The organism is Burkholderia sp. SIMBA_051, from assembly GCF_046534915.1.
Classification (GTDB): Bacteria; Pseudomonadota; Gammaproteobacteria; order Burkholderiales; family Burkholderiaceae; genus Burkholderia; species Burkholderia ambifaria.
This window is the reverse complement of record NZ_JAWRXS010000002.1, coordinates 250,916-271,017: the sequence shown is the minus strand read 5'-3', so window position 1 is coordinate 271,017 and position 20,102 is coordinate 250,916. Positions and strand designations below refer to the sequence as shown.

Annotated in this window: 21 protein-coding genes, 1 other RNA gene and 1 riboswitch; of the genes, 12 read left to right on the top strand and 10 right to left on the bottom strand. The window is 68.0% G+C overall.

Features of this window, described 5'->3' with window-relative positions:
* Positions 1–22: 22 nt before the first annotated feature.
* The 5 genes from SB771_RS05215 to cobA all read left to right on the top strand — a co-directional run bounded on the left by SB771_RS05215 (position 23) and on the right by cobA (position 4,538).
* Positions 23–586 (top strand): DUF934 domain-containing protein, encoded by a 564-nt coding sequence (locus SB771_RS05215; RefSeq protein ID WP_175660275.1) that lies wholly within the window; start codon positions 23–25, stop codon positions 584–586.
* A complete protein-coding gene (locus SB771_RS05210; protein WP_175660274.1) occupies positions 583–1,332 on the top strand; it encodes a phosphoadenylyl-sulfate reductase in 750 nt (249 codons plus the stop codon). Before SB771_RS05215 ends, SB771_RS05210 begins: the two co-directional genes overlap by 4 nt.
* A 75-nt stretch (positions 1,333–1,407) precedes the next feature.
* On the top strand, positions 1,408–2,370 hold the full coding sequence (gene cysD, locus SB771_RS05205; RefSeq protein WP_175660273.1) for a sulfate adenylyltransferase subunit CysD: 963 nt from the start codon (positions 1,408–1,410) through the stop codon (positions 2,368–2,370).
* Positions 2,371–2,392: 22 nt separating this feature from the next.
* Positions 2,393–3,709, top strand: a complete 1,317-nt coding sequence (locus SB771_RS05200) for a sulfate adenylyltransferase subunit 1 (RefSeq protein WP_175660272.1) — start codon at positions 2,393–2,395, stop codon at positions 3,707–3,709.
* Between the two features lie 79 nt (positions 3,710–3,788).
* Positions 3,789–4,538 (top strand): uroporphyrinogen-III C-methyltransferase, encoded by a 750-nt coding sequence (cobA, locus tag SB771_RS05195; protein ID WP_011657683.1) that lies wholly within the window; start codon positions 3,789–3,791, stop codon positions 4,536–4,538.
* Positions 4,539–4,649: 111 nt separating this feature from the next.
* On the opposite strand, the gene SB771_RS05190 is transcribed toward cobA, so the two are convergent.
* The 3 genes from SB771_RS05190 to lptF are packed head-to-tail and all read right to left on the bottom strand — an operon-like array spanning position 4,650 to position 7,302.
* A complete protein-coding gene (locus SB771_RS05190) occupies positions 4,650–5,033 on the bottom strand; it encodes a sirohydrochlorin chelatase (RefSeq protein WP_126228340.1) in 384 nt (127 codons plus the stop codon).
* Positions 5,034–5,058: 25 nt separating this feature from the next.
* The gene (gene lptG, locus SB771_RS05185) at positions 5,059–6,207 is read right to left on the bottom strand and encodes an LPS export ABC transporter permease LptG (RefSeq protein ID WP_011657681.1); all 1,149 of its coding nucleotides are present in this window, start codon (positions 6,205–6,207) and stop codon (positions 5,059–5,061) included.
* A gap of 3 nt (positions 6,208–6,210) precedes the next feature.
* Complete coding sequence (lptF, locus tag SB771_RS05180) at positions 6,211–7,302, bottom strand: LPS export ABC transporter permease LptF (RefSeq protein WP_011657680.1); 1,092 nt, start codon at positions 7,300–7,302, stop codon at positions 6,211–6,213.
* Between the two features lie 122 nt (positions 7,303–7,424).
* Between lptF and SB771_RS05175 the strand changes: the two genes are divergently transcribed.
* Genes SB771_RS05175 through SB771_RS05165 form a run of 3 tightly spaced genes read left to right on the top strand, consistent with a single transcriptional unit; the run spans position 7,425 to position 10,102 of the window.
* Positions 7,425–8,936, top strand: a complete 1,512-nt coding sequence (locus tag SB771_RS05175) for a leucyl aminopeptidase (RefSeq protein WP_105833082.1) — start codon at positions 7,425–7,427, stop codon at positions 8,934–8,936.
* Positions 8,937–8,970: 34 nt separating this feature from the next.
* Positions 8,971–9,387 (top strand): DNA polymerase III subunit chi, encoded by a 417-nt coding sequence (locus SB771_RS05170; protein WP_011657678.1) that lies wholly within the window; start codon positions 8,971–8,973, stop codon positions 9,385–9,387.
* Positions 9,388–9,412: 25 nt separating this feature from the next.
* A complete protein-coding gene (locus SB771_RS05165) occupies positions 9,413–10,102 on the top strand; it encodes a DUF2486 family protein (RefSeq protein ID WP_175660271.1) in 690 nt (229 codons plus the stop codon).
* A 110-nt stretch (positions 10,103–10,212) separates the two neighbouring features.
* Here the strand turns inward: SB771_RS05165 and SB771_RS05160 are convergent, their stop codons facing one another.
* Both SB771_RS05160 and ilvD read right to left on the bottom strand, forming a co-directional pair.
* Positions 10,213–10,542, bottom strand: a complete 330-nt coding sequence (locus SB771_RS05160; RefSeq protein WP_175660270.1) for a c-type cytochrome — start codon at positions 10,540–10,542, stop codon at positions 10,213–10,215.
* A gap of 125 nt (positions 10,543–10,667) precedes the next feature.
* Complete coding sequence (gene ilvD, locus SB771_RS05155; protein WP_175660269.1) at positions 10,668–12,341, bottom strand: dihydroxy-acid dehydratase; 1,674 nt, start codon at positions 12,339–12,341, stop codon at positions 10,668–10,670.
* A gap of 135 nt (positions 12,342–12,476) precedes the next feature.
* Here ilvD and SB771_RS05150 point away from each other — a divergent pair, with 135 nt between their 5' ends.
* Positions 12,477–13,394, top strand: a complete 918-nt coding sequence (locus SB771_RS05150; RefSeq protein WP_011657674.1) for a LysR substrate-binding domain-containing protein — start codon at positions 12,477–12,479, stop codon at positions 13,392–13,394.
* Between the two features lie 89 nt (positions 13,395–13,483).
* On the top strand, positions 13,484–14,374 hold the full coding sequence (lgt, locus tag SB771_RS05145) for a prolipoprotein diacylglyceryl transferase (protein ID WP_105833078.1): 891 nt from the start codon (positions 13,484–13,486) through the stop codon (positions 14,372–14,374).
* Between the two features lie 169 nt (positions 14,375–14,543).
* On the opposite strand, the gene SB771_RS05140 is transcribed toward lgt, so the two are convergent.
* From SB771_RS05140 to SB771_RS05120, 5 genes are all read right to left on the bottom strand, one after another.
* Complete coding sequence (locus SB771_RS05140; protein WP_011657672.1) at positions 14,544–15,281, bottom strand: SIMPL domain-containing protein; 738 nt, start codon at positions 15,279–15,281, stop codon at positions 14,544–14,546.
* A 223-nt stretch (positions 15,282–15,504) separates the two neighbouring features.
* Positions 15,505–15,966, bottom strand: a complete 462-nt coding sequence (locus SB771_RS05135; RefSeq protein WP_006750008.1) for an EVE domain-containing protein — start codon at positions 15,964–15,966, stop codon at positions 15,505–15,507.
* Between the two features lie 108 nt (positions 15,967–16,074).
* A non-coding RNA gene (ssrS, locus tag SB771_RS05130) (6S RNA) lies at positions 16,075–16,256 on the bottom strand.
* A gap of 80 nt (positions 16,257–16,336) precedes the next feature.
* Positions 16,337–16,651, bottom strand: a complete 315-nt coding sequence (locus tag SB771_RS05125; protein WP_006478091.1) for a cell division protein ZapA — start codon at positions 16,649–16,651, stop codon at positions 16,337–16,339.
* The gene (locus SB771_RS05120) at positions 16,648–16,998 is read right to left on the bottom strand and encodes a hypothetical protein (RefSeq protein WP_006750007.1); all 351 of its coding nucleotides are present in this window, start codon (positions 16,996–16,998) and stop codon (positions 16,648–16,650) included. The genes SB771_RS05125 and SB771_RS05120 overlap by 4 nt, the downstream gene beginning before the upstream one ends.
* 165 nt (positions 16,999–17,163) lie before the next feature.
* Positions 17,164–17,417, top strand: a riboswitch (cobalamin riboswitch).
* 851 nt (positions 17,418–18,268) lie between these two features.
* On the opposite strand from SB771_RS05120, the gene SB771_RS05115 reads away from it, so the two are divergent.
* Together SB771_RS05115 and SB771_RS05110 are read left to right on the top strand one after the other, a co-directional pair.
* Positions 18,269–19,267: a FecCD family ABC transporter permease gene (locus SB771_RS05115; protein WP_006761136.1), complete on the top strand. Its 999-nt coding sequence runs from the start codon at positions 18,269–18,271 to the stop codon at positions 19,265–19,267.
* A complete protein-coding gene (locus SB771_RS05110; RefSeq protein ID WP_175660268.1) occupies positions 19,264–20,076 on the top strand; it encodes an ABC transporter ATP-binding protein in 813 nt (270 codons plus the stop codon). The genes SB771_RS05115 and SB771_RS05110 overlap by 4 nt, the downstream gene beginning before the upstream one ends.
* Positions 20,077–20,102: the final 26 nt, after the last annotated feature.

Below are 20,102 nucleotides of genomic sequence, written 5' to 3'. Positions count from 1 at the left end.
ACCGGCTAGAAGGAATTTGCAGATGGCTTCGATTATCAAGAACCGCGCAGTGATCGACGACGCATGGCAGGTCGTGCGCGCGGCGGAAGACGGTGCGCTGCCCGCGGTCGACGCGTTGCCGGCCGGCAAGGTGCTGGTGCCGTTCACCCTGTGGCAGGCCGAGCGCGCGGCGCTCGTCGCCGCGAAGACGAAGGACGAACTCGGCGTGTGGCTCGCGCCCGACAGCGAGCCGGCCGATCTCGTGGCCGACTTCGGCGCGATCTCGCTGATCGCCGTCGAATTCCCGCGCTTCGCGGACGGCCGCGGCTACAGCATCGGCCGGCTGCTGCGCGAGCGCCACGGCTGGACCGGCGAGCTGCGCGCGATCGGCGACGTGCTGCGCGACCAGCTGCTGTACATGTCGCGTTGCGGCTTCGATGCGTTCGCGGTGCGTGCCGACAAGGACATCCACGACGCGCTGAACGCGTTTGGCGAATTCACGCAGCGTTACCAGGGCGCGTTCGACGAGCCGGCGCCGCTGTTCCGCCGCCGCGCCGACGCAGCAACGCCCGACGTAGCGACGCCCGACACGAAGGTGAGCGCATGAGCACCGCGACCGCCGCCGCACTGACGCCGGAACTCGCCGCGAAGGTCGCGCGCCTCGACGCGCTGCTCGCGCAGATCGGCGCCCGGCACGAGAAGGTGAAGTTTGCGAGCAGCCTCGCCGCGGAAGACATGCTGCTCACGCACGCGATCCTGTCGAAGGGCGTGTCGATCGGCATTTTCTCGCTGAACACCGGCCGCCTGCATGCGGAAACGCTGGGCATGATCGACCGCGTGCGCGAACGCTACGGCTACGAGATCGAGCAGTTTCACCCGCAGCAGGACGCGGTCGACCAGTACGTCGCCGAGCACGGCCTGAACGCGTTCTACGAAAGCGTCGAGCTGCGCAAGTCGTGCTGCCACATCCGCAAGGTCGAGCCGCTGAACCGTGCGCTGGCCGACGTGGGCGCGTGGGTCACGGGCCAGCGTCGCGAGCAGTCGGTCACGCGTGCGGAGCTGCACGAGGAAGAACAGGACGAAGCGCGCGGGATCGCGAAGTACAACCCGCTCGCCGACTGGACGGAAGCCGACGTGTGGGCGTACCTGAAGGCGTTCGACGTGCCGGTCAACCCGCTGCATGCGCGCGGCTACCCGAGCATCGGCTGCGAGCCGTGTACGCGCGCGATCCGTCCCGGCGAGGACAGCCGGGCGGGCCGCTGGTGGTGGGAGTCGCGCGACACGAAGGAATGCGGGCTGCACATCACGATCACGCCGATTCCCGCGAACGCCGAAGCCGGCGCCGCGCACTGACAGCCGACCAGAAACCGAATATTGCGCCGCCTGCGACAGCGGGCGGCACGAACCCAGAAGAGAAGGACTGAAATCATGAGCACGACGCTCGAGCAATCCGCCTTTGCCCCGCCCACCGGTGCAGACAACCGCATGGGCCACCTCGACTGGCTCGAAGCCGAGTCGATCCACATCCTGCGCGAGCTGGTCGCCGAGTGCAGCAAGCCGGCGCTGTTGTTCTCGGGCGGCAAGGATTCGGTCGTCGTGCTGCACCTCGCGCTGAAGGCCTTCGGCCTCGGTGCGAACCGCAAGACGACGCTGCCGTTCCCGCTCGTGCACATCGACACGGGCCATAACTACGAGGAAGTGATCGACTTCCGCGATCGCCGTGCACAAGAGCTGAGCGCCGAGCTGGTGGTCGGCCACGTCGAGGATTCGATCAAGCGCGGCACGGTCGTGCTGCGCCGCGAAACCGATTCGCGCAACGCCGCGCAGGCCGTCACGCTGCTCGAGACGATCGAACAGCACGGCTACACCGCGCTGATCGGCGGCGCGCGCCGCGACGAAGAGAAGGCGCGTGCGAAGGAGCGGATCTTCTCGTTCCGCGACGAATTCGGCCAGTGGGATCCGAAGGCGCAGCGCCCGGAACTGTGGAGCCTGTACAACGCCCGCCTGCACAAGGGCGAGCACCTGCGCGTGTTCCCGATCTCCAACTGGACCGAACTCGACGTGTGGCAGTACATCGCACGCGAGAACCTCGAACTGCCGTCGATCTACTACGCGCACGAGCGCGAGATCGTGCGCCGCAACGGGCTGCTCGTGCCCGTCACGCCGCTCACGCCGATGCGTGACGGCGAGACGAGCGAGATCGCGCAGGTGCGCTTCCGCACGGTCGGCGACATCAGCTGCACGTGCCCGGTGGCGAGCGATGCGGACGACGTCGAGAAGATCATCGCCGAGACGGCCGTGACCGAGATCACCGAACGCGGCGCGACCCGGATGGACGATCAGGCGTCCGAAGCCGCGATGGAACAGCGCAAGAAGCAAGGTTATTTCTGAAGCACACGAGGACATTCAAATCATGAGCATCATCGAGAACACCGAAGACCTCGGCGTGCTGCGCTTCATCACCGCAGGCAGCGTCGACGACGGCAAGAGCACGCTGATCGGCCGCCTGCTGTACGACAGCAAGGCCGTGCTGTCCGACCAGCTGTCCGCGCTGTCGCGCGCGAAGAACAAGCGCACCGTCGGCGACGAGCTCGACCTCGCGCTGCTGACGGACGGGCTCGAGGCCGAGCGCGAGCAGGGCATCACGATCGACGTCGCGTACCGCTATTTCGCGACCGCGAAGCGCAAGTTCATCATCGCCGACACGCCGGGCCACGAGCAGTACACGCGCAACATGGTGACGGGCGCATCGACCGCGCATGCGGCGATCATCCTGGTCGACGCGACGCGCGTGACGCTCGAGAACGGCGTCGCGCAACTGCTGCCGCAAACGAAGCGCCACAGCGCGATCGTGAAGCTGCTCGCGCTGCAGCACGTGATCGTCGCGATCAACAAGATGGACCTGGTCGACTACAGCGAAGCGCGCTTCAACGAGATCCGCGACGCCTACGTCACGCTCGCGAAGCAGCTCGGCCTGACCGACGTGCGCTTCGTGCCGGTGTCGGCGCTGAAGGGCGACAACATCGTCGGCGCGAGCGAACGCATGCCGTGGTACGCGGGCGAGCCGCTGCTCGACGTGCTCGAGTCGCTGCCGGTCGAGACGCAGGCGCATGACGCGCTGCGCTTCCCGGTGCAGTGGGTCGCACGCCAGGACGGCAGCTCGGCCGACGATTTCCGCGGCTACATGGGCCGGATCGAATCGGGCGAAGTGAAGGTTGGCGACCAGATCGTCGTGCTCCCGTCGAACCGCACCGCGACGGTCGCCGAGATCGTCGCGCCGGTGCCGGGCGGCACCGCGTCCGTCGCACACGCATTCGCGGGCCAGACGGTGACGATTCGCCTCGAGGAGGATGTCGACGTGTCGCGCGGCGACATGTTCGTCACGACCGCCGAGCCGGTCGAGCCGGCGAAGAAGCTCGAGGCCGACCTGTGCTGGTTCGACGAGACGCCGCTGTCGCCGCAGCGCAAGTATCTGCTGAAGCAGACCACGAGCACGGTGTTCGCGAAGATCGGCGCGGTCAAGGAAGTGCTCGACGTGCATACGCTGTCGCAAGCGACCGACCGCCAGGAACTGAAGATGAACGACATCGGCCGCGTCGCGCTGACGCTGCAGAAGCCGATCGTCTGCGACACGTACGATGCACATCCGGGCACGGGCGCATTCGTGCTGATCGACGAGGCGACGCACCACACGGTCGCCGCCGGCATGATCCGGGCGTTCTCGGCGTAACCGGTGTTTCGCGCCGCCCTCGTGGCGGCGCGGGGCCGGCCGCCGTCCGCACGGGCAGAACCGAAGCGAAGCGACAAACATGGGCAAGGTGTATCTGATCGGAGCAGGGCCGGGCGCGGCGGACCTCATCACGGTGCGCGGCGCGCGGCTGCTCGAGCAAGCCGACGTCGTGCTGCACGACGCGCTCGTCGAGCAGGCGATGCTCGACTACGCGCCGAACGCGCGCAAGATCGCGGTCGGCAAGCGCTGCGGGCAGCGTTCGACCGCGCAGCACTTCATCAACAAGCAGATCGTCGACGCGGCGCGCGAGCATGCATGCGTCGTGCGGCTGAAGGGCGGCGACCCGATGCTGTTCGGTCGCGCCGAAGAGGAAATGCGTGCGCTCGAGGCGGCCGGCATCGACTTCGAGGTCGTGCCGGGCATCACCGCGGCGCTGGCCGGCGCGGCGACGCTGAAGCGCTCGCTGACGTTGCGCGGCGTGTCGCGCAGCGTCGCGTTCGCGACGCACAGCCGCGCACCCGGCAGCGACGAGATTCGCGAGGCCGCGCGCGCCGATTCGATCGTCTACTACATGGGCCGCGACAGCGCGCCGGGAATCGCGCAGGAGCTGATCGACGCGGGCCGTGCGCCCGCGACGCCGGTGGCGATCGTCGAGGCGTGCAGCACCGCGCGCGAACGCACGCTGACGCTGACGCTCGCGCAGATGGCGGCGGGCGACGCGCAGGCGTGGCTCGATCCGGCGGAGCCGAGCCTCTTGATGATCGGCGATGCATTCGCCGAACGCGTGCGACCCGCGAAAGCGGGCGATGCGTTGCGCAATGCGGCTTGAGTCGACGTAGCGGTTCCCAAGCGGCAGCCGCTCGGCTTCGCGGTGGGTGATTCGAATGAGCGCTGGCGGAAGCCGGCGCTTTTTCATTGGTGCCGGGGATCCGGCTACGGGCTACGCGTTGCGGCCGAGCTGGTCGATGCAGTAGCGTGCGATGGCATCGAGCACGCCGTCGTCTTCGCCGACCGCCGTCGCGCAACGGATCTCGACATTCGGATGGGCGGCCCGGCAGGCGTCGACGAGCTGCGGCAGGTCGCGACGGACATGGCCGCCCTGGCCGAAGAACACGGGCACCACGGTGATGCGCGTGCAGCCGGCCGCGACCTGCGCGGCGACGGCCGTGTCGAGCGAAGGCGTCATCAGTTCGAGGAACGCGAGCGACACCTGCGGCGCGGGTGCGCCGCTGCCGCGCAGCCGCGCGGCCAGCCGCTCGAACGGCTCGGCCCAGCGCGGATCGCGTGCGCCGTGGCCGAACAGGACGATGCCGTGCGAACTCATGTCGAAGCCTCCGTCGTGACGGCGCTCAGTGCCGGTCGACCCACTTGAGCGCGAACAGGCCGAGCGCGAGATAGATGAGGCCCGGCGTCGCCGCGGTCAGCGGCGCGGGCCACGTGTTCAGCGTGCCGATGTGCGAGAACAGCGTGTTGAGCAGCTGGAAGCTCATGCCGAGCATGATGCCGCCGAACACCTTCACGCCGACCACGCCGGCGCGCGTATGCAGGTACGCGAACGGCAGCGACAGCACGAGCATCACGAACACCGCGAACGGGTAGAGCAGCTTGCGCCACAGCGCGATGTCGTAGCGCTGCGTGTCCTGCTGATTCTCGCGCAAGTGCTGGATGTAGCGGAACAGGTTGATGAGCGACATCCGCTCCGGCGACACCAGCAGCACCGACAGGATCTGCGGGGTCAGGTCCGAGCGCAGCCGGTATTCCGGCAGCGTGACCTGCTGCGACCGGTACACGGGGTTCAGCGCGTCGGCCGGTGCGCCGCTGATCGGCTTGATCGGCGTCAGTTCGGTTTCCGTCACGCCGGTGAGCAGCCAGTGGCCGGGCGGCTCGTAGCGGCCCGTCTGCGCGATCCGCACGTTCTGCAGCTGGAATTTCGAGTCGAACTCGTAGATGCGCACGTTGCTGATCGTCGAATCGGGCGACAGGTTGCCGACGTTGACGAAGCGCGTGACCTGCTCGCCGTTCTCGCGGGCCGCGAGCGTGTCCTTCACCCACACGCCCGACTGGAAGTTCGACGACACCGACGCGCCGAGCGCCTGCAACCGCACGCGTTCGGACAGCTGGTCGGCGTACGGGCCGACGAATTCGCCGATCAGGTAGGTGATGATCACGAGCGGAATGCCGATCTTCAGCAGCGAGCGCAGCGCCTGGTTGGTCGCGAGGCCCGACACGCGGAAGATCGTGAATTCCGAGTTCGCGGCCATTTGCGCGAACACGTAGATCGCGCTGATCAACGCGGCGACCGGGATGATCTCGTAGAAGCGCGACGGCGTTTGCAGCGCGACGCGCAGCACCGCGTAGCCGAACTTGTAGTTGCCGTGCCCGACCGAGTTCAGTTCGCTGATCAGGTCGAAGAAGAAGAACAGGCCCGAGAACGCGAACAGGATGAAGATGAACGTGACGTAGATCTGCCGCGCGAAGTATTTTTCATAGAGCCGCATCGATCATGCTCCCGAGCGGCCGAACAGCGCGCGTGTCAACAGCGGACGATTGCGCACGCGCAACCAGAAGATGAGCGCGACGATCGCCGCGACAACCACATGCAGGCCGACCAGGCCGACGCCGAACGACATCTTGCCCTGCTCGATCTGCGCCTGCACGACGTTCAGCAGGTTCGAGTACGTGAGGTAGATCAGCACGGCCATCACGAGGTTGATCGTGCGGCTGCGGCGCGGGTTCTGGTACGACAGCGGGATGCCGAGCACCATCAGGTTGATCGCGATCAGCGGCAAGCCCGCGCGCCACGCGAATTCCGCGAGGTTGTCGCGCGTCGGGTTGCGCAGCAGGTCGGGCGTGGGCGTGCTGTTGGTGGTCGGCACGTTGGTGACCGGGGTGCTCGTGATCTTCACGCCGTAGCGCTGGAACTCCATGATCTTGAAGTTCGGCTGGCCGGGCGTGCCGTCGTAGCGGCGGCCATCTTCCAGCACGACGAAACGATCGCCGTCCTTCGTTTCCGTGTGGCCCGTGTGCGATACGACGATATTGACCTTGCCGTTCTCGGTCGACGTGACGAACACGTTCTGCACCTTGCTCTGGTCCGGCGACATCTTCTCGATGAAGAACACGCGATGGTTCGACGCCGATTCGCGGAACTGGCCGGGCGCGAGCAGCGAGATCTCGTCGCGCTGCTGGAAGCGCGCCTTGATCATCTTGCTCTGCTGGTTCGACCACGGCCAGCCGACGAACGCGAAGAACGCGATCAGCAGGATGAGCGGCGTGGCGAACACGCCGATCGGCTTGATCAGGCGCGTGAGGCTGACGCCGGACGCGAGCCAGACGACCATTTCGGAGTCCCGGTACCACCGGGTCAGCACGAACAGGATCGACACGAACAGCGTGACGACGAGCATCACGGCGAGATAGCCGATCACGGTCAGGCCGATCAGCACGAGCACGTCTCGCGGATCGATTTCGCCGGACGCGGCATAGCCGACGATGCGGATCATCATCGTCGTGAGCATGATCGTGAGCAGCACCATGAACACGGCGCCAGCCGTATACGCAAGCTCGCGCTGGAGGGAGCGTTCGAAGATCATTCTTGATGAGAAGAGGGCGGGAGGCTGCGCACGCGTGGTGGAGCGCTCGCGCCGCCACGGGAAAAATAGCGGATAATTGCGGCTTTCATCCTTAGCCCAGATTTTATCCGAGGACAAGCGCGATGGACTTTAGCATAAAAGGCTGTGATTGGAGCAAAGGCGAGGCCAAGGGGTTCCTGACGGGGAAGTCCGATTGCATCGTGCTGGGCATCTTCGAGGCGCAAACCCTTTCTGGCGCGGCGCTCGACATCGACACGGCCACCAAGGGGCTGATCTCGCGCGTGGTGAAGGCCGGCGACATGGACGGCAAGCGCGGCAAGACGCTGTTCCTGCATGAAGTATCGGGCATCGGTGCGTCGCGCGTGCTGCTCGTCGGCCTCGGCAAGCAGGATGCTTTCAATCAGAAAGCCTACACCGACGCGGTAACGGCCGCATGGCGCGCGCTGCTGTCGACCAAGATCGTCCAGGTCACGTTCACGCTCGCGCAGCTGCCGGTCGACGAGCGCAGCTCCGACTGGGGCGTGCGCGCGGCGATTCTCGCGCTGCGCAACGAGACCTACCGCTTCACGCAGATGAAGAGCAAGCCGGAACCGGCGTCGCACACGCTCAAGCGCGTCGTGTTCAGCGTCGATCCGGTCGATGAAAAGGCGGCGAAGCTGGCGGTCAAGCAGGCCGTCGCGCTGGCGAACGGGATGGATCTCACGCGCGACCTGGGCAACCTGCCGGGGAACGTGTGCACACCGACCTATCTCGGCAACACCGCGAAGAAGATCGCGAAGGATTGGGGTCTGAAGGCCGAGGTGCTCGGCCTGAAGCAGATCCAGGCGCTCAACATGGGGTCGTTCCTGTCGGTCGCGCGCGCGTCGGTCGAGCCGCCGCAGTTCATCGTGCTGCACTACCAGGGCGCCGCCGCGAAGGCCGCGCCGGTCGTGCTGGTCGGCAAGGGCATCACGTTCGACACAGGCGGCATCTCGCTGAAGCCGGGCGAGGCCATGGACGAGATGAAGTACGACATGTGCGGCGCCGGTTCGGTGCTCGGCACGATGCGTGCGGTCGCCGAAATGGGCCTGAAGATCAACGTGGTCGCGATCGTGCCGACCTGCGAGAACATGCCGGGCGGCAACGCGACGAAGCCGGGCGACATCGTCACCAGCATGAAGGGGCTGACGATCGAGGTGCTGAACACCGACGCCGAGGGCCGTCTGATCCTGTGCGACGCGCTGACCTATGCGGAGCGCTTCAAGCCGGCCGCGGTGATCGACGTGGCGACGCTGACGGGCGCCTGCGTGATCGCGCTCGGCGCCCACAACAGCGGCCTGTTCTCGAAGGACGACGCGCTGGCGGGCGAACTGCTCGACGCATCGCGTGAAGCGAACGATCCGGCGTGGCGCATGCCGCTCGACGACGAGTACCAGGATCAGCTGAAGTCGAATTTCGCGGACATCGCGAACATCGGCGGGCGTCCGGCCGGTGCGGTGACGGCGGCGTGCTTCCTGTCGCGCTTCACCGACAGCTATCCGTGGGCGCACCTGGACATCGCCGGCACCGCCTGGAAGGGCGGCGCGGCGAAGGGCGCGACCGGCCGTCCGGTGCCGCTGCTCGCGCAGTTCCTGATCGACCGCGCCGGCCAGTGATGGCGGGTCTCACGACGATGCGGGTGCGCGGGCAATGACGCGAATCGATTTCCATTCGAACGTCGGCGATTCGCTCGCGTACGCATGCCGGCTGCTGCGCAAGGCCTATCAGGCCGGGCAGCCGGTCGTCGTGGTCGCGGAACCCGCGCGCCTGCGCGCGCTCGACGAGCGGCTCTGGACGTTCTCGCCGCTCGATTTCATCCCGCATTGCGGCGTCGACAGCGCGCACGCGGCCGGCACGCCGATCGTGCTGGCCGCCGATCTCGACCAGGCGCCGCATTACCATGTGCTGCTGAACCTCGGTGCGGCCGTGCCCGCGCAGTTCGCCCGCTTCGAGCGCCTGCTCGAGGTGGTCGGCAACGCGCCGGACGAGCTGGCCGCGGGCCGCGACCGCTATCGCTTCTACCGCGATCGCGGCTACGCGCTGAACAACTACAAGCAGGGCAGTTAGCCGCAACCGTCGACGGAGCCTTCCCGTGACACAAGCCGAATCCTCTTCGATCCCGACACTGACCGACGTGCTGGTGCCGGGCAAGCCGGTGCCGGCGCGTTCTGCCGTGGCCGATGTGCCGCCGCGCGACGATGCCGCCGTGCCGGAACACGCGGGAACCGACCCCGAAACCGTGGTGGTTGAGCCCGTGCCGACGCCGCATGTCCCGACCGTCGAACTGCCGGGCGACAGCGACGCGCCGGCGCTACCGGGTGCCGCCGGGCACGTGGTTGCGGAGGAAGCGGCGGGGATGCAGGCGCCGCTGCGCTCGGCCCTGGCCGCCGACGACGCGCAGGAGCCCGGCTTTGCCGCGGCGCCGGCTCAGGCCGACGAAGCGATGCTGCCGCACGGGGTCGCGCCGGGTGCCGACGGGCTGGCTACCGATCATCTCGCCGCCGCGGCGCAGCCGGACACGCATCCGGCCGCCGCGCTGACGCCGGAGGACGCGCAGCATATCGCCGAGCGTCTGCGCAATCGGCTGACGAATTATCTGACCGGGGAAGGGCGCGAGGCCATCGAGGCCCGCTGTCGCGACGCGCTGCACGACCATACGGCGTGGCTGGTTGGCCAGATCACGCGCGAGGTGGCGCTGGCGCTCGAAACGGAAGTGATGGAGTGGGTCCGCGACGCGGTCGACGAAGAGGTCGCCCGCCGCCGGACCGGTCGTTCAGGCTGAGTGCACGATCGTTTCGTGCACGGGAACGCGAGTGCGGTTCCGTTCCTTGTCGATGGCGATCGCCGAGCCGGTCATGTCGAGAAGAGCCGGGCGGTGCCCAGCCATCCGGCTCAGCGCAGCGACATCACCCACTGCGCGAGCGTGTGCGCCTCGGCGCTCGTCAGCTGCGTATTGGCGGGCATCGGCACGCTGCCCCACACCCCGATACTGCCCTTTACGATCGATTGCGCGAGGTAATCGACCGCGTCGGCGCGCGCCGCGTACTTGCCGGCGATGTCGTGGAACGGCGGGCCCATCAGCGGCTTGTTGATCGCATGGCAGGCCACGCAGTTCTTGCGCTGCGCGAGCGCGAGCCCGTCGCCGGCCAGGTCGGCGTGCGCGGCCGCCGTGCTGGCGGTCAGCAGCGCCGCGAGCAGCGCGCGCAATATCGTCTGTTTCATGCGGTTCTCCGCCGGCGGGGACGGCCGGCTTCACGGTCCGCGCATTATAAAAGCAAAGGGGAAACGCGTTTTGCGCGTTTCCCGGGCGGCCGCTTGAAGTGGGTTCGCATGCCCCGTGCGCCGCATCAACCAGTGACGGCGCCCTCGTTCGCCGGGCGGGCGAGGGCCGCATACTTGGCCAGCACGCCGCGCGTGTAGCGCGGCGCCGGCTGCTTCCACGCGGCGCGGCGGCGCGCAAGTTCCGCGTCGTCGACGTTCAGTTGCAGCACCAGCCGGTGCGCATCGATCGTGATCGAATCGCCTTCCTGCACGAGTGCGATCGTGCCGCCGACGAACGCCTCGGGCGCGACGTGGCCGACCACCATCCCCCAGGTACCGCCCGAGAAGCGGCCGTCCGTGATGAAGCCGACCGATTCGCCGAGCCCCTTGCCGATGATCGCCGATGTAGGCGCAAGCATTTCCGGCATGCCGGGGCCGCCCTGCGGGCCGAGATAGCGCAGCACCAGCACGTCGCCCGCGCGGATCCGGTCGGCGAGGATCGCGTCCATCGCGCTTTGCTCGTCGTCGAACACGCGCGCCGGGCCCGTGATCACCGGGTTCTTCAGGCCGGTGATCTTCGCGACCGCGCCGTCTTCCGCGAGATTGCCCTTCAGGATCGCGAGATGCCCTTCCTTGTACAGCGCGCGATCGATCGGGAAGATCACGTGCTGATCCGCGCGCGGCACGCCCGGCACGTCCTTCAGTTCCTCGGCGATCGTGCGGCCGGTGATCGTCATGCAGTCGCCATGCAGCAGCCCCGCATCGAGCAGGATGCGCAGCACCTGCGGGATGCCGCCTGCCTGGTGAAGGTCGGTCGCGACGTACTGACCCGACGGCTTCAGGTCGCAGAGCACCGGCACGCGCTTGCGGATGCGCTCGAAGTCGTCGATCGTCCAGTCGATCTCGGCCGCGTGCGCGATCGCGAGATAGTGCAGCACCGCGTTGGTCGAGCCGCCGGTGGCCATGATCAGCGACACCGCGTTCTCGATCGATGCCTTCGTGATGATGTCGCGCGGCTTCAGGTCGCGCTTCACGGCCTCGACCAGCACGCGCGCCGATTCGGCGGCCGAATCGACCTTCTCCTGGTCGGGGTTCGCCATCGTCGACGAGTACATCAGCGACATGCCGAGCGCCTCGAACGACGAGCTCATCGTGTTCGCCGTGTACATCCCGCCGCACGACCCCGACGTCGGGCACGCGTTCTTCTCGACCCCTTCGAAATCCTCCTGCGACATCCGGCCCGCGGTGAACTCGCCGACCGCCTCGAACGACGACACGATCGTCAGGTCGCGGCCCTTCCAGTGACCGGGGCGGATCGTGCCGCCGTACACGTAGATGCCCGGCACGTTCAGGCGCGCGAGCGCGATCATCCCGCCCGGCATGTTCTTGTCGCAGCCGCCGACCACCACCACGCCGTCCATCCACTGGCCCTGTACGCAGGTCTCGATGCAGTCGGCGATCACTTCGCGCGACACCAGCGAGTACTTCATCCCCTCGGTGCCCATCGACATGCCGTCCGAGATCGTCGGCGTGCCGAAGATCTGCGGGTTCGCATCGGCCGCCTTCACAGCCGCGACGGCCGCGTCCGACAGCCGCTGCAGGCCCGAGTTGCACGGCGTGATCGTCGAGTGGCCGTTCGCGATGCCGATCATCGGCTTGTCGAAATCGTCCTTCTGGTAGCCGAGGGCGTAATACATCGAGCGGTTCGGCGAACGGGCCACGCCTTGCGTGATGTGCTTCGAGCGACGGTTGTACGGCATGGGGGACTCCATCGTTGTGTTGGCGGCGCTCGCGAACGGCGCGCCGGTTCGGATCGATCAAGAATGGAGTGTCCGGTTTGGGATGTCCAATATATTATTTATCGCTTATTAAGTCGTTTTGCGAATGAGTGAAACATGGCTGAGCCCACGCCCGACCTGCGCCAGTGGCGCTATTTCGTGACCGTTGCCGACGAGCGCCACTTCGGCCGCGCGGCCGAGCGCCTGTCGATGACGCAGCCGCCGCTGTCGCAGGCGATCCGGGCGCTCGAGGAGGCGCTCGGCGTCGCGCTGTTCGTGCGTACCAAGCGCTCGGTCGCGCTGACGGCGGTCGGCGCGGCGCTGCTGCCCGACGTGCGCCGGCTGCTCGCGTCGGCCGACGCGCTGCCGCCGCTCGCGCGGCGCCTCGCACGCGGCGAAGCCGGCTCGCTGTCGCTCGCGTTCGTGTCGACCGCCGATTACGGGTTGCTGCCGTCGCTGCTGCGCGCGTTCGGCGCGCGCTATCCGCAGGTGCGGCTGCAGCTCGCGGAGGCGACGAGCGACGTGCAGATCGACGAACTCGTCGCGGGACGCATCGACGCGGGGCTCGTGATTCCGCCGGTGCCGCCGCGCCACGCGGCCGGGCTGTCGTACCTGCCGGTCGTGCGCGAGCCGCTGGTGGTCGCGATGCCGGCGGCCGCGGCGCCCGATGGGCCTGAGGACGAGCCCGTGCATCTGGCCGACCTGGCCGCGCTGCCGCTCGTGATCTTCCCGCGTCGTTTGGCGCCCGGCTTTTATGACATCATTACGGGCTGCTACGGCGCGGCGGGGGAAACCCCGCACATCGGCCAGGAGGCGATCCAGATGCAGACGATCGTCAGCCTCGTGTCGGCCGGCATGGGCGTCGCACTGGTGCCGCAATCGCTGCGTAACCTGCGGCGCACCGGCGTGGTCTACCGGCCGCTCGCCGGCGACGCGCCAGTCGTCGAGACGGGCCTCGTGTGGCGCACGGGCGATGTCAGTCCCGTGCTCGCCGGCTTCATCGACGTCGTGCGCGCGCACGGTCTCGCCACGTGATGCGAACGATGGCGCGCCGGCGCCGTCCAATGCGCGGAGCGGCGCCGGTGCGAGCGCCGTACCGCATTCGAAAACTTCATCGCTAATCCATGATCATTCACCCGAATTTCGACCCCGTAGCGATCCATCTCGGGCCGCTGGCCGTGCGCTGGTACGGCCTCATGTATCTCGTCGGCTTCATCGCGGCGATCGTCGTCGGGCGGATCCGCCTGAAGCTGCCGCACGTCGCGGCGCAGGGCTGGACCGCGAAGGACATCGACGACATGATGTTCTACGGCGTGCTCGGCACCGTGCTCGGCGGCCGGCTCGGCTACGTGCTGTTCTACAAGGCCGACTTCTACTTCTCGCATCCGCTCGACGTGTTCAAGGTGTGGGAGGGCGGGATGTCGTTCCACGGCGGCTTCCTCGGCGTGACGCTCGCGATGGTGCTGTTCGCGTGGCAGCGCAAGCGCCACTGGTTGCAGGTCACCGATTTCGTCGCGCCGATGGTGCCGGCGGGGCTCGCGGCCGGGCGGCTCGGCAACTTCATCAACGGCGAGCTGTGGGGCCGCGTGACCGATCCGAATGCGCCGTGGGCGATGCTGTTCCCGGGCGCGATGCGCGACGACGCGGCGTGGCTGTCGAAGCATCCGGCGCTCGTCGAGAAGTGGCATCTCGCCGACGTGTTCATGCAGTACCAGATGCTGCCGCGCCATCCTTCGCAGCTCTACGAAATCGCGCTCGAAGGCATTGCGCTGTTCTTCGTGCTGTTCTTCTTCGCGCGCAAGCCGCGGCCGTTGGGTGCGGTGTCCGCGCTGTTCCTGATCGGCTACGGGCTCGCGCGCTTCACGGTCGAATTCGCGCGCGAACCGGACGACTTCCTCGGCCTGCTCGCGCTCGGCCTGTCGATGGGGCAGTGGCTGTCGCTGCCGATGATCCTCGCGGGCATCGCGCTGCTGGTGTGGGGCTACCGCCGACGCCCGGTGAATGCGGCTGCGTGATGGGGTTGCGTGATGTGATTGCGTCGTGCGCGAGCAGTGTGACGCATGACGCGTGATGCGCTGCCGATGCAGACGATCGGCATGCGCATCGATCGCAGGAGCGCAAACGAAAAAACGCCGGCCCTCGGGCCGGCGTTTTCGCATCTGCGGAGGTGCGGCGCGATGCGCGTTACTTCATCTGCACCGAGCCGTTGACCGTGACCGACACGGTCGCCTTGCCGCCTTCGACCGCGATCGGTGCGCTCATCTTCGCGTCCATCGGCGCCGCGGCCATCGCCATCATGCGCGGATACGGCTGCACGTTGCGCCCGCCGCCGACGTTGACGTCGCGGATCGAGTAGCTGCCGTAGCCGAACGCCTTCGCGGCTTCGTCCGCGCGCGCGCGGAACGACTTGATCGCTTCGGTCGTGAGCTTCTGTTCGGCCGCGCGCTGCGCTTCGGGCGACAGCGAGAACTCGACGTTCGCGATCTGCATCTGGTTCGACAGCTGGCCCGCGAGCTTCGACGCCGCCGCGAAATCGCGCGATTCGAGCACGACTTCGGTACGGCCGCGCCATGCGGAGATCTTGCCGTCGCGATCGGTGCTCGGATACACGGAGAACGCACCGGTGTGCGCGGTCACGCCCGACACGCCCTTCGCCTGCGCGAGCGCGGCATCGGCGCGCTGGTTCAGCGCGGACGTGAGGCTGCCCGGGTCCTTCGCCTGCTGTTCGTAGAACAGCGTGATGTGGATGATGTCCTGCGGCACGTCGGCGCTGGCCTGCGACGACAGCGACAGCACGCCCGCCGGCTCGGGGAAGTGCGGGTTCGCGGCCTGCGCATGCGCGGCCGGCGACGCGAGCGTCAGCGCGACGGGCACGGCGGCGGCGAGGGCGAGCGACAGCGCGAGTGCGGTTTTCTTGGTCATTGTTGGACTCCTTGTGCGAGGGCGCGCACGCGGATCACGCGTGCGCGACGCGGGCGTGCCGCGCGACGAAAATACGGCCGTCGGCCAGATCGGGCGACAGCGGTTGCTTAGGCCGCGCGAACGCGCCGCGAGTTCCGTGGCGGTGGCGCGTGTTGACGGGATTTGACGTTTGGCTTGTGCGTGCCTGCTGCGCGCGCCTACTGCGTGCGCCTGCTGCGCGTGCCTACTTCATCAGCTTTTCGGTGATGAAGCGCCATTCGGCGCGCGTGACCGGCGTGATCGACAGCCGGTTGCCGCGTGCGAGCACGCGCATGTCGGCGAGTTCGTCGTGTTCGCGCAGCGCGGCGAGCGGCACGAGCGGCGACTTTTTCACGAAGCGCACGTCGACGAGCAGCCAGCGCGGTGCTTCCTGCGTCGACTTCGGATCGTAATACGGGCTTTTCGGATCGAACTGGGTGGGATCGGGGTAGGGCGTCGACGACACTTCGGCAAGGCCCGCGATGCCCGGCTCGGGGCAGCTCGAGTGATAGAACAGTACGCCGTCGCCGATCTTCATCGTGTCGCGCATGAAATTGCGCGCCTGATAGTTTCGCACGCCGGTCCACGGCAGCGAGTGCTGCGGCGCGTGGGCGAGATCGTCGATGCTTGCTTCGTCCGGTTCGGACTTCATCAGCCAGTATTGCATGGATCGTGATCGATGCAGAAAGGGCGTGACGGCCTGGCTGCATACGCGTTCGGCATGCAGACAGACCTTGAAAAGGAAACGGCATCGGGAAGCCCCGATGCCGTTGAATAGGTCCCCACCTTGGCCGCTAGGCCGGCATCCTGAACCTGAGGTTCAGAATTGGTCGCAGTTAGCAGCACTTCGGGTACATCAGACAGAGTGACGCGCGCGCCCGTGCTACAAATTTCCGCAACCGTGCACATGGCATTGGTTCAAGGAATATATGACCTTGGCGAACCAGGCAGGGAAGCTGACTGAACTGTGTTTCGTTGCGCCAATTTGACCACCGTTGATCGCTGAGATCAAGGGGAATCGACACATCGATCAAACGTTACTGCGTCTCGTGCTGTGCGAGCACCGCGCCGAGCTGTTCGTTCATCTGGTGCATTGTACGACGGATTTCTTCCGCCGGAAATGCTTCACCGTGCCGCACGCTCGTTTGCAGTCGCAGCAATTCGGATGCGAGCGACAGGGCGGCCATCACCGCGATGCGATCGGTGCCGCGCACCGAGCTGTTCGAGCGGATTTTCGACATTTCGGCATCGACGCGCGCGACGGCCTCGAGCAGCGCCGCTTCGGTCTCGGCCGAGCAGGCGAGCCGATAGGGCTGACCGAGAATCGAGACTTCGATCTGCTTGGTGCTCATGCATGTTCTCCGTGGCTGGCCGCGTCGTCGCTATCCGGGCGCGCCTGCGCATCCAGCAGATCGAGCTGGTTGTCGGCTTGCTCGGCGCTCTTCGTGCGCGGCAGCTTTTCGAGAATCGCGTTCAGTTTGACCTGAGCGTCGTCGATCTTTGCCGACAGCGTGTCGCGCTCCGCCGCGAGTGCATTGCGTTCGTCGCGCAGCTGCGCGAGTTCCGCGCGGACGGTGTCCGCTTCCGCGCGCATTTGCGCGACCTGCTCCTCGAGCGCGAGCCGTTCCGAGTGATAGCGCTTGTTCAGCGAGATCAGACGGCCAATATTTTGAGATAAAGTTTCGAGTTCGTTGAGCATCTGCTGCGTCCTCTAAAGACCCAGCATTTTAGCGCGGAATAACGCGCATTCCGACATCTGTAACGTTTCCAGTCGTAACACCCCCGCTTCTTGCCGCGAATATGCGCGTCCGACGCGCTCCCGGCATGCGTCCGGGCGCTTTCTTGACGCTCGTGCGGCCCGCTCCTAAACTGGCGCCGCCTCGGTGCTCGCGCGTGTGTCGCGCGGTTAAACGGGAAGCAGGGCGCGTGCTCCGCACGGAGATCGCCAACCTGCGCTGCCCCCGCAACGGTAAGCGGCCGCGTCGCATGACGCAGGCCGGCTCGGGCGCGTTTCGCGTGCAGGTCGCACACGGGCGCGGGCCACTGCGCGTGAAACGCGCGGGAAGGCGAGCCGGTACGCCGCCAGCCCGGATACCGGCCGAGGCGAGGAGCCTGCACGGCTTCATGACGCGCGGCCTGCGGGGAAGCGGGGCGCGCAGTGCTTCACGGGACTTGTCTTCGATGCTGACCCCAATCGTTCGCCGGGCGTTCGGTGCGTGCCGCGGTGTGCCGCTTGCCGCCGTCGCGCGGGCTGCGGCGTACGCCGATCCGTCCGGAGCGGCGACGTCGCACGTCGCGCGTCACGCGGCGCCGCGATCCGTCGCGCGGCGTGCTGACGCACCGTTGTCGCCGGAAGTCGCCGTTGCCGAGCCGATCGTGCTCGACGGTGACGCGAGCGCTACGCCGGTCGACCCGATGGGGCGGCTTCCACTATATTGCGCAGAACGTCGGCCGCGCGAACGTGCGGTTCGGCGGATCGCGGCCGTGTGCGCGGCCATCTGCGCGATGGCGTCGCGTCGGCTCGACCGACGCGGGACCTGCCGCCACGTCGCGCGACGCGCGCGGCGAAACGCGGATTCGGGGGGGCCGATCGCCGCACGCGGTATCGTGCGTCGATGGCGGCGAATCGCGCGTTGGACGGCGCGTGGCGCCTGAGCCGTGCGCACAATGACTCGGGCGGCACGCGGCGCCGCGACGAGGGTGTCGTCAATCTTGCCGCGCGCGATGACGACGCCTCGTGCGCCGTATGAGCGCCGCGCGTGCCGCGTCGATCTGGGCCGCGCTCGTGGCCGTGGTCGCGCTGCTGTTCGGGATCACCGGTCGTCCGTGCACGCATCAACAACCTGCTCAACAAGGATGACGAGCTTGCGTATGCCTACAACACGCCGCGGCGCGACGCCCGCGCCGCGCACGGCCGGCAACGGCGACAAGCGACGACATCGTGCGTCGTGCACGATGTCGTGCACCGCATGAGCGCCGCGCGTGCCGCGTCGATCTGGGCCGCGCTCGCGGCCGTGGTCGCGCTGCTGTTCGTCGCGTCGCTGTCGATCGGCAGCGTGCCGATGTCGCCGTGGCAGGCGCTCGCGTCGCTCGTGCCGCACGGCGGCGACGCGCTGTTCGCCGACATCGTGCGCACGCTGCGGCTGCCGCGCGCGCTCGCGGGCTTCGCCTGCGGCGCACTGCTCGCGCTGGCCGGTGCGCTGCTGCAGGTGCTGCTGCGCAATCCGCTCGCGGAGCCGTACGTGCTCGGCGTATCCGGCGGGGCGGCCGGCTTCGCGCTCGTCGCGATGATCGCGGGCGCCGCGTGGTGGCTCGTCGATGCGTCCGCGTTCGCCGGCGCGCTCGTGTCGGTCGCGCTCGTGCTCGGGCTGGCTCGCCGCGAACTGGGGCGCGGTGATTCGCGCGATGCGTCGCCGCGGCTGCTGCTCACGGGTGTCGTGATCGCGGCCGGGTGGGGCGCGCTCGTCACGCTGCTGCTGTCGCTCGCGCCCGATGCGCGGCTGCGCGGCATCATCTTCTGGCTGACGGGCGATCTGAACGGCGTGACGGCGCCCTGGTTCGCATGGGGCGCGCTGCTGCTGGCCGCATGCGTCGCGCTGCCGGCCGCGCCGCAACTCAACGTACTGCTGCGCGGCGACGCGACCGCGCTCGCGCTCGGCGTGCCGGTCGCGCGGCTGCGCATGCGGATCTACCTCGTCGCGTCGCTGGCCGCCGCGGCCGCGGTGACGACGGCCGGCACGATCGGTTTCGTCGGCCTCGTCGTGCCGCACGCGCTGCGGCTCGCATTCGGCAACGACCAGCGCATGCTGCTGCCCGCCGCGATGCTCGCGGGCGGTGGCGGCGTGATGGCGGCCGACCTGCTCGCGCGCACCGCGATCGCACCCGCGCAATTGCCGGTCGGCGTGATGACCGCGTTGATCGGCGTGCCGGTGTTCCTGTGGATGTTGCTGAGGAGACCGATGCGATGACGCACGCCGCACCGCACACCGCCGGCGACATGACCTGCGCGGCGGTCGACCTGACGCTGAAGGCCGGCGAACGCACGCTGCTCGATGGCTTCACGCAGGCGTTCCGGCCCGGCGAGATCTGGTGCGTCGCGGGGCCGAACGGCGCAGGCAAGACGACGCTGCTCGCGACGCTCGCGGGCCTGCGGCAGCCGACCGGCGGCCACGTCGAGATCGACCGCGTGCCCCTCGCCGCGTGGCCGCCCGAACAGCTCGCACGGCGCCGCGCGCTGATGCCGCAGCAACTGCACGACGCGTTCAGCGCGACGGTATTCGACACGGTGCTGCTCAACCGCTTTCCGTATCTCGGCGGCTGGGGCTGGGAGCGCGACGGCGACCGCGCGGCTGCGCGCGCTGCGCTCGCGACGTTCGGGCTGGGCGCGCTCGCGTCGCGCGACGTGCTGTCGCTGTCGGGCGGCGAGCGCCAGCGCGTCGCGCTGGCCGCGACGCTCTGCCAGGATGCGCCGCTGATGCTGCTCGACGAGCCGCTCGCCCATCTCGACCTGCATCACCAGATCGATGGCCTCACCGCGCTGTGCACATGGCTCGACGCGGGCCCGCGCACGGTGCTGTTCTCGTGTCACGACCTGAATCTCGCGCGGCGTTTCGCGACGCACGCGCTGTTGCTCGACGGCCGCGGCCATGCGTGGGCGGGCCCCGTGCACGACGTGCTGACGCCGGCGCGCGCGAGCGACGCGTTCGGCTACCCGCTCGTGCTGATCCGCGAGAACGGTCGCGACGCGCTGCTGCCCGCGTGGCCCGAGCGGCGATGAACTTCCTTCTTTCGATGCGCGGCACC

Coding starts and splice junctions, on each gene's coding strand:
- SB771_RS05160 (WP_175660270.1), bottom strand. CDS start 10,542: ATGAAACAGACGATATTGCGCGCGCTGCTCGCGGCGCTGCTGACCGCC.
- SB771_RS05120 (WP_006750007.1), bottom strand. CDS start 16,998: ATGCTCAACGAACTCGAAACTTTATCTCAAAATATTGGCCGTCTGATC.
- SB771_RS05210 (WP_175660274.1), top strand. CDS start 583: ATGAGCACCGCGACCGCCGCCGCACTGACGCCGGAACTCGCCGCGAAG.
- SB771_RS05170 (WP_011657678.1), top strand. CDS start 8,971: ATGACGCGAATCGATTTCCATTCGAACGTCGGCGATTCGCTCGCGTAC.
- SB771_RS05110 (WP_175660268.1), top strand. CDS start 19,264: ATGACGCACGCCGCACCGCACACCGCCGGCGACATGACCTGCGCGGCG.
- SB771_RS05125 (WP_006478091.1), bottom strand. CDS start 16,651: ATGAGCACCAAGCAGATCGAAGTCTCGATTCTCGGTCAGCCCTATCGG.
- SB771_RS05190 (WP_126228340.1), bottom strand. CDS start 5,033: ATGAGTTCGCACGGCATCGTCCTGTTCGGCCACGGCGCACGCGATCCG.
- SB771_RS05215 (WP_175660275.1), top strand. CDS start 23: ATGGCTTCGATTATCAAGAACCGCGCAGTGATCGACGACGCATGGCAG.
- cysD (WP_175660273.1), top strand. CDS start 1,408: ATGAGCACGACGCTCGAGCAATCCGCCTTTGCCCCGCCCACCGGTGCA.
- SB771_RS05115 (WP_006761136.1), top strand. CDS start 18,269: ATGAGCGCCGCGCGTGCCGCGTCGATCTGGGCCGCGCTCGCGGCCGTG.
- cobA (WP_011657683.1), top strand. CDS start 3,789: ATGGGCAAGGTGTATCTGATCGGAGCAGGGCCGGGCGCGGCGGACCTC.
- SB771_RS05140 (WP_011657672.1), bottom strand. CDS start 15,281: ATGACCAAGAAAACCGCACTCGCGCTGTCGCTCGCCCTCGCCGCCGCC.
- lptG (WP_011657681.1), bottom strand. CDS start 6,207: ATGCGGCTCTATGAAAAATACTTCGCGCGGCAGATCTACGTCACGTTC.
- ilvD (WP_175660269.1), bottom strand. CDS start 12,341: ATGCCGTACAACCGTCGCTCGAAGCACATCACGCAAGGCGTGGCCCGT.
- SB771_RS05175 (WP_105833082.1), top strand. CDS start 7,425: ATGGACTTTAGCATAAAAGGCTGTGATTGGAGCAAAGGCGAGGCCAAG.
- SB771_RS05135 (WP_006750008.1), bottom strand. CDS start 15,966: ATGCAATACTGGCTGATGAAGTCCGAACCGGACGAAGCAAGCATCGAC.
- lgt (WP_105833078.1), top strand. CDS start 13,484: ATGATCATTCACCCGAATTTCGACCCCGTAGCGATCCATCTCGGGCCG.
- SB771_RS05200 (WP_175660272.1), top strand. CDS start 2,393: ATGAGCATCATCGAGAACACCGAAGACCTCGGCGTGCTGCGCTTCATC.
- SB771_RS05150 (WP_011657674.1), top strand. CDS start 12,477: ATGGCTGAGCCCACGCCCGACCTGCGCCAGTGGCGCTATTTCGTGACC.
- lptF (WP_011657680.1), bottom strand. CDS start 7,302: ATGATCTTCGAACGCTCCCTCCAGCGCGAGCTTGCGTATACGGCTGGC.